Source organism: Phytobacter sp. V69 (genome assembly GCF_965644215.1).
GTDB lineage: Bacteria > Pseudomonadota > Gammaproteobacteria > Enterobacterales > Enterobacteriaceae > Phytobacter.
Genome location: NZ_CBFFRL010000208.1, coordinates 1 through 7,521, shown reverse-complemented (window position 1 = coordinate 7,521; position 7,521 = coordinate 1). Strand labels below are relative to the sequence as shown.

Below are 7,521 nucleotides of genomic sequence, written 5' to 3'. Positions count from 1 at the left end.
AGTCATGATAATAGGGCCTTCTGATTAGAAGGCCCTATTATCAATGATTTTTATCCTCGTGACGACACTATCTAACCCTCTCCCTGTGGGAGAGGACCGGGGTGAAGGCATCAGGCATTATCAGGATTCAGAAACAGGCGCAGCGGCCTGCGTGGCTTCACGGCTATCCAGCACGTGTTTCACCACGAACATGCCGGACATCATCAGATAAGCGGCGACAAACCCTGTGCGAACCCAACCACCGGGGCGTGAATCACGCCGAACACGGCCAGCAGCGCACCGGTTGCCGCCGCAATGGATCCACGCAGCGGTTTGTTGATGATGGCGAAGATGGCGATACAGCCCCAAATCATACTGGCGAGCGGCGCGCCGTTACCCAGATGCACCAGCCCCTGGTAGTAGACGCCTTTGCTGTGCAGCAGGTCGGTGCCCAGTTTTGCCGCTGAGGTCCCCGCCGCGCCCATCACGCTGTTGACCATGGTGAGCGCCCAGTTGGCGATCCACGGGAACAGACAGATGAAGATGACGGGCACCTCGATTTTGGGTGTTTCCCTCACCACCTGATTGGCGGTGACCACGCCAATAAACACCAGAATCGGCACGATGGCGGTCATCGGAATGATGGCGAGCATAAAGGAGCCCAGGCCGAACAGCGGCACGAGGAACATGGTGACGCCGGATGCCAGCGTGTAGCCGATGCTCGCCCCCATTGCTTTCCAGCCCGCGTGACCCACATACACGGTCACCGGGAACGGGTTGCCGAGCAGGCAGCCCAGCATCGAGGAGAGGCCGTTGGCCAGCATCACTTTGCGGGTGTTGTACTCGTCGCCCGCGGCGTGGGCGCTTTCAATGTTTTCTAGGTCGAAGATGTAGTTCGCCAGGCCCAGCGGGACCGCGGAGGCGAGGTAAGGCAGCGCGTGCGGCAGGCCCTGCATAAAGCTGTTTACATGAATTTCCGGCGGGTTAAAGCCAAAGGACGACATCGAGGCTTTAATGGCTTCCGGGCTTTGCAGACCGGAAATCCACGCCAGGGCCGTACCGGCAACCATCAGCAATAAACCTCTCGGGATGCGGGCGAAAATCGGTTTTTTGCCGGACACGCTGCTGGACGGCGGAGGGATTGATTACACGGAAATTGGCGCGGTGCGCTGGGTGTTTGCTATTGCTCCCGATCACCCGCTGGCGTTTATGCCGGAGCCTATTTCGGAAAGCCAGCTGCGTCTCTACCCGAACATCATGGTTGAAGACACCGCACATACGATTAACAAAAAAGTCGGCTGGCTGTTGCACGGGCAGGAGGCGATTCTGGTGCCGGATTTCAATACCAAATGTCAGTGTCAGATTCTGGGGGAGGGCATCGGCTTTTTGCCGGATTATCTGGTGCGTAATGCGGTAGAAGAAGAGCTGCTGGTGACACGAAAAATTCATAATCCGCGCCAGGATTCGCCGATGTTATTAGCGACGCAACATGCCGCAACCGGGCAGGCGACACAGTGGGTTAAGAAACAGTTTGCGCCGGGCGGCGTACTGGCGGGGATTTATCAGGATTTGCTGCACAATGAATAACGGGCCAGTTTCCCGGCCCGTTATGCGTAATAAAGCGTGAACTACTCGATATCCAGCGGATCTTCGGAAAGGATAATACCGGTGTTATCGGCATAGAGATGGTCGCCGGAGAAGAAGGTCACGCCGCCAAAATTGACACGAATGTCGCTTTCGCCGATGCCTTCCCCCGCCGCACCCACCGGAATCGCGGCAATGGCCTGAATGCCAATGTCCAGCTCTTCCAGGTCATCTACCTGACGCACCGCGCCATAGACCACAATGCCTTCCCACTCGTTTTGCAGAGCGATGCGTGCCAGGTCCGCATCGATTAACGCACGACGCACGGAGCCACCACCATCGACCAGCAGTACACGACCACGGCCATTTTCTTCGAGCAGATCGTACAGCAACCCGTTGTCCTCGAAACATTTCACCGTGATGATTTGACCGCCGAACGACGACCGTCCACCAAAATTGGAGAACAGCGGTTCCACGACGTTGACATCTTCCTGGTAGATGTCACAGAGCTCAGACGTATCGTATTTCATAGGCTTAACGTTCAGTTGCTGCGAGAGTTGTCAGTATATCGCGCATCACGCATTGTTGGCAAAATCATCAATTGTTAATTGACCTTTGTCAGTTAAAAATGCGTCTGACTCAGCACAATCCCAATAACAAACAACAAGTTAGTCAGTAGCGCGCCTTTTACCGTACGCTCGAGCATCGGCGGTATGGCTTTTGGGTCCAGCTCACGCATCACGAAACGCGCCTGTTTGAACAGCAGCGGCGCGGCGAGAATGAACAGCCAGCCCCATGCGCTGTGCAGCGACAGCAGGTTAAACAGCGCCAGGCAAAGCAGAGCGCCAGCCAACAAACACGCATGGTAGCGACGCGCGTTCACCGGACCTAAGCGCACCACGAGAGTGATTTTGCCATTGGCGCGATCGCTGTCGATATCACGCAGGTTGTTGATGTTCAGCACCGCGGTCGCCAGCAGACCGCACGCCGTGGCCGGTAAAACGATGGCGGGGATCAGCATATGCGTTTGCAGATACCAGCTTCCCATCACGCTCAGCCAGCCAAAGAAAATCAGCACGGAAACGTCGCCAAGGCCGATGTAGCCGTAAGGGCGTTTGCCGATGGTGTAGGTGATTGCGGCGATGATCGACAGCGCACCCAGCACCACAAAGCCGATAAAATCGGTCAGGGTTTGCGTGGCGGCCAGAAGCAGCAGCAGGCCGGAGATACAGCTCAGTATGATGACAATGATGAGCGCACGCTTCATCTGCTCAAGGGAAATCGCCCCTTTCTGCATACCGCGCAGCGGCCCAATACGGTCAGGCTTGTCGCTGCCTTTCACCGCATCGCCATAGTCATTGGCGAGATTGGAGAGGATTTGCAGCAATCCGGCGGTGCTTAATGCCAGCACAGCAACCAGCGGATCAAAGAAACCCTGCCACCAGGCCAGCGTTGTCCCTACCACGATAGCGGCAAACGCCAGCGGCAGTGTTTTTGGGCGCAGGCTTTCCAGCCAGGCCTGGGTGCGGCTCAAAGGTTGTGCGTCAGTCATAGTCACCAGCCAGTAATAAAAAATGGGGGCATAAAGCCCCCATCGAAAATGATGAAAACGTTGTGGCTGCGATTATAAGATAAAACGGCTCAGATCTTCATCTGCCACTAAAGCATCAAGGTGCTTACTCACATAGTCTGCATCAATAGTAATACTTTCGCCGTTCAGGTCGCTCGCATCGTAAGAGATATCTTCCATCAGACGCTCCAGCACGGTATGCAGACGGCGCGCACCGATGTTCTCGGTGGTTTCGTTTACCTGCCAGGCCGCCTGGGCAATACGCTTGATACCATCTTCGGTGAAATCAATGTTAACGCCTTCTGTCGCCATCAGCGCTTTGTACTGCACGGTAACCGAGGCGTTTGGCTCGGTCAGAATGCGTTCAAAGTCCTGCGTGGTCAGTGCTTTCAGCTCAACGCGAATCGGCAGACGACCCTGCAGTTCCGGGATCAGATCGGACGGACTGGCCACCTGGAATGCGCCGGAGGCGATAAACAGGATGTGGTCGGTTTTCACCATGCCGTGCTTGGTGGACACCGTACAGCCTTCGACCAGCGGCAGCAGGTCACGCTGAACGCCTTCGCGGGAGACATCCGGACCGGAGGTATTGCCGCCGCGCTTACAGATTTTGTCGATTTCGTCGATGAAGACGATACCGTGCTGCTCAACCGCGTCGATAGCATCCTGTTTCAGCTCTTCCGGGTTCACCAGCTTCGCCGCTTCTTCTTCAATCAACAGCTTCATCGCGTCTTTGATTTTCAGCTTACGCGGTTTCTGTTTCTGTCCGCCCAGATTCTGGAACATGGACTGCAGCTGGCTGGTCATCTCTTCCATTCCCGGAGGCGCCATGATCTCTACGCCCATCGGTGACGCCGCCAGATTGATTTCAATCTCTTTGTCGTCGAGCTGGCCTTCACGCAGTTTTTTGCGGAAGTTCTGACGTGCAGCAGAAGGTTCAGACTGCTGTTCAGCCTGGCCCCAGTTGTTTTTCGCCGGTGGGATCAGCACGTCGAGAATGCGCTCTTCGGCCATCTCTTCGGCGCGGTAGCGGTTTTTCTCGATGGCCTGAACACGCACCATCTTGATCGCGGAATCGGTCAGATCACGGATAATGGAATCCACTTCTTTACCGACATAGCCAACTTCGGTGAATTTGGTGGCTTCAACTTTGATAAACGGTGCGTTCGCCAGCTTCGCCAGACGGCGGGCAATTTCGGTTTTACCGACACCGGTCGGCCCGATCATCAGAATGTTTTTCGGGGTCACTTCATGGCGCAGCTCTTCATCAAGCTGCATACGACGCCAGCGGTTACGCAGGGCAATCGCCACGGAACGCTTCGCCGCGTCCTGACCGATAATGTGTTTGTCCAGTTCGCTGACAATTTCGCGTGGGGTCATTTCAGACATGAGAAATCCTTACGCCTTGGTGGTCAATTCTTCGATGGTGTGGTTGTGGTTGGTATAGATGCAGATATCACCTGCAATATCCAACGCTTTCACCGCGATATCGCGCGCATTCATGTCGGTGTTTTCCAACAGAGCGCGGGCTGCTGCCTGGGCGTACGGGCCGCCGGAGCCGATAGCAATCAGGTCGTTTTCTGGCTGAATGACGTCGCCGTTACCGGTGATGATCAGCGACGCGGTTTCATCCGCGACGGCCAGCAGGGCTTCCAGCTTGCGCAGCATGCGATCGGTGCGCCAGTCTTTGGCCAGTTCAACCGCCGCTTTCACCAGATGGCCCTGGTGCATTTCCAGTTTACGTTCAAAGAGTTCAAACAACGTGAAGGCGTCTGCGGTGCCGCCGGCAAAGCCTGCGATCACTTTGTCGTTGTATAAGCGACGGACTTTTTTCACATTGCCTTTCATGACGGTATTGCCCAGTGTGGCCTGGCCATCACCGGCGATAACGACCTGGCCGTTACGGCGTACGCTTACTATTGTTGTCACGAGCAGACCCCCTGGTTAGGAATACAGAACATAAACCCCGTACAGGTACGGGGCTGAATGCAAGTATAGATGGGGGGGATTTTGGGGGTTTCAACCCCCGGCGGCGAGACGGATGCAGTTTGTGTGACCGGCCATTTTCAGACGGCTGATGGTGCCATCGGCGTTATCTTTGCCTTTCACCGGGCCGATAACCACGCGATTCCAGCCGTTATTGCTGGTGATGCGTGAATCAAACCCTTCAAAGGCGAGCTGGGCACGAACGGTCTCGGCCTGGTCAGCCCCTTTGAATGAACCGCACTGTACCATCCAGCGGCGTTCATCTTTTTTCTCAGCTGTTTGCTTCGGTGCTTCTTCACGCGTGACCGGCGCAGGTGCCGCCTGCTGCGTTTTTGGCGCGGAGGCCGTGGTGTGCGCAGGTGTTTGCAACAAATCTTGATACGGCTGCTGATTGGTTGCGGCCGGTTTTTGCTGGGTCGTCTGCTTCGGCGCTTGGACCGGAGCGGTTTGCACCGTACGCGATTGTTCCGTCACACGCGGTTGATCTACCACGCGTGGCTGCGTACGCGCCGGTTGCTCAACCTGCACGTTGCTCCACTGTTGTTGTTGCACCTGCTGTTGCGCCTGACGCTGGCGTTGCAGCGTTTGCTGACGCTGCTCCTGCGTTTGTTCGTTCCACGGCACTTCGTTTAGCTGCGTTGGCTGCTGGCGCATATCTGCCTGCATTTGCGCCAGCAACTGGCGCTGCTCGTTCGTCAGCTGTTCCGGTTTTTCCACTTCGCCGCCCGCAGACGGTTCAGTAGGCGCACGCACACCAGGCTGGCGACTCTCCAGCTCTTTGATGTAACGCCAGCGCTCTTCCGGTTTAGGCGGCAGGCCATTACCCGCAACTTTCTGGCTTTGCAGCGTCTCAGATTCTTCTTTCTTGTGGTGGGTAATAAAGTAAAGGCCACCGATAAAAGCTACTAACACTGCGGCGGCAATCGCGACCATTGCGGGCGAGACAGCGGATACGCTACGTTGCTTCTTCCTTGAGCTACTCTTTTTTTGCCGCGAAGGAGCCGACTGGCTGCGGCGTACATAATCTCGTTGTGCCACTATCGTTTCGCTGTATTTATTTCGTTTATCAGCCCGTCATGTTACTTAAGCGACGGGCTTTTGACCAGAAGGGGGATTCCGATAACCCATTTACGTTAAGTCAACGCCTTCGTTGACCCACGGATGACCAATTCGCAGTCCAGCAAGCGAGATCCGCTACTCACCGTGTGGCCTTGTAGCTGTTCGAGCAGCAACAGCATCGCTTCGCGACCGATATCGAAACGCGGTTGGGCGACGGTGGTCAGTGGAGGATCGCAGAATTCCGCCAGCGAAATGTTATCGAAACCAATAATAGACAAATCGTTCGGTACTTTCAGGCCGCGACGTTTTGCGTAAGACAATGCGCCCAGCGCCATGACGTCGCTGTGGCAGAAGACAGCGGTGGGTGGCTTCGGCAGCGACAGCAGCTGTTCCAGCGCACTTGCCCCGGCGGCATAGGTAAAGTCGCCACGGGCAATATAATGCGGGTCAACGGTGATGCCAGAACGGCGCAGCGCCTGTACATAGCCCTGCAGACGGTAATGACACAGCGGCATTTCTTCCGGACCGGCGATGCAGCCAATGTAATGGTGCCCCTGTTCGCGCAGGTAGTTAACGGCATTGAAGGCGGCGGTTAGGTTGTCGATATGGACCGTCGGCAGCTCCAGCTCCGGGGCAAATTCATTCGCCATCACCATCGGTGGCAGGTTTCGTTGTTCTTCGATGCTGGCGTCAAAAGGCAAACGTGAGCCGAGCAGCAACATCCCGTCTATCTGCTTGGTGATGATTAAATCAATAAAGGTTTTTTCTTGCTGATTCTGGTGGGCACAATCGCCAATCAATACCAGATAGCCATTTTCTGCGGCAGTCACTTCGATGCCACGGATAATTTCGCTAAAAAACGGATCGCAAATATCCGGCACGATCACCAGGATCGTCCGTGATTCATTACGTTTGACATTACGCCCCATCGACTGCGGCAAGTAACCCACTTCCATTGCCGCCTGCTCAACCCGATTGCGGGTAGCCTGCGACACTTTATCCGGGTTCATTAACGCACGGGACACCGTTGCCGTGGATACCTTCGCTTTAACGGCAACATCTTTCATGGTCGCGGCTGCAACCTGATTCCTGGTCTTCACCTTCTTCTCCTCGCATGCGCGGCGCAGGCGCAGACACATTTTTATCAGATAGTTAATCTAATCGGTTACAGAATTTTCATTAAAAATGTGATGAAAGTTGAATTTTTCGAGGTGCCTCGCGGCGGATTCAACTCCGAAGTGCAACGCTAAGCCGCCAATCTTAGCCCTGCAAACACCACAGACGGTTGCCTGAATCCGAGACACTTGCGTGGCCTGCTGTTCAGCGCCCCCTGGTAGTGCTGT

7 protein-coding genes and 2 pseudogenes are annotated in these 7,521 nt (G+C 55.5%); 1 reads left to right on the top strand and 8 read right to left on the bottom strand.

The annotated features are described in order from the left end of the window. Nucleotides 1-120: 120 nt before the first annotated feature. Nucleotides 121-1,094, bottom strand: a pseudogene (locus ACSZPU_RS21285) (xanthine permease); the annotation flags it as partial. Here ACSZPU_RS21285 and ACSZPU_RS21280 point away from each other — a divergent pair. Continuing rightward, nucleotides 1,093-1,566: pseudogene (locus tag ACSZPU_RS21280) on the top strand (LysR substrate-binding domain-containing protein); the annotation flags it as partial. The pseudogenes ACSZPU_RS21285 and ACSZPU_RS21280 overlap by 2 nt on opposite strands. Before the next feature lie 41 nt (nt 1,567-1,607). Here the strand turns inward: ACSZPU_RS21280 and rraA are convergent. From rraA to ACSZPU_RS21245, 7 genes are all read right to left on the bottom strand, one after another. Then, a complete protein-coding gene (gene rraA, locus ACSZPU_RS21275; protein ID WP_039077301.1) occupies nt 1,608-2,093 on the bottom strand; it encodes a ribonuclease E activity regulator RraA in 486 nt (161 codons plus the stop codon). Between the two features lie 92 nt (nt 2,094-2,185). Continuing rightward, complete coding sequence (gene menA, locus ACSZPU_RS21270; RefSeq protein WP_499002896.1) at nt 2,186-3,115, bottom strand: 1,4-dihydroxy-2-naphthoate polyprenyltransferase; 930 nt, start codon at nt 3,113-3,115, stop codon at nt 2,186-2,188. Nucleotides 3,116-3,187: 72 nt separating this feature from the next. Continuing rightward, nucleotides 3,188-4,522: an ATP-dependent protease ATPase subunit HslU gene (gene hslU, locus ACSZPU_RS21265; protein WP_499002895.1), complete on the bottom strand. Its 1,335-nt coding sequence runs from the start codon at nt 4,520-4,522 to the stop codon at nt 3,188-3,190. Between the two features lie 9 nt (nt 4,523-4,531). Then, the gene (gene hslV / locus ACSZPU_RS21260) at nt 4,532-5,062 is read right to left on the bottom strand and encodes an ATP-dependent protease subunit HslV (protein ID WP_499002893.1); all 531 of its coding nucleotides are present in this window, start codon (nt 5,060-5,062) and stop codon (nt 4,532-4,534) included. Nucleotides 5,063-5,152: 90 nt separating this feature from the next. Continuing rightward, nucleotides 5,153-6,157, bottom strand: a complete 1,005-nt coding sequence (gene ftsN / locus ACSZPU_RS21255; RefSeq protein ID WP_499002891.1) for a cell division protein FtsN — start codon at nt 6,155-6,157, stop codon at nt 5,153-5,155. Nucleotides 6,158-6,252: 95 nt separating this feature from the next. After that, the gene (cytR, locus tag ACSZPU_RS21250; protein WP_499002888.1) at nt 6,253-7,278 is read right to left on the bottom strand and encodes a DNA-binding transcriptional regulator CytR; all 1,026 of its coding nucleotides are present in this window, start codon (nt 7,276-7,278) and stop codon (nt 6,253-6,255) included. Between the two features lie 57 nt (nt 7,279-7,335). Then, the coding region (locus ACSZPU_RS21245; protein ID WP_499002899.1) for a hypothetical protein at nt 7,336-7,521 on the bottom strand (186 nt) is incomplete at its 5' end.

Bases quoted from the DNA above. Each gene is read 5' to 3' on its own strand.
- rraA (WP_039077301.1), bottom strand. From the start codon at position 2,093: ATGAAATACGATACGTCTGAGCTCTGTGACATCTACCAGGAAGATGTC.
- menA (WP_499002896.1), bottom strand. From the start codon at position 3,115: ATGACTGACGCACAACCTTTGAGCCGCACCCAGGCCTGGCTGGAAAGC.
- hslU (WP_499002895.1), bottom strand. From the start codon at position 4,522: ATGTCTGAAATGACCCCACGCGAAATTGTCAGCGAACTGGACAAACAC.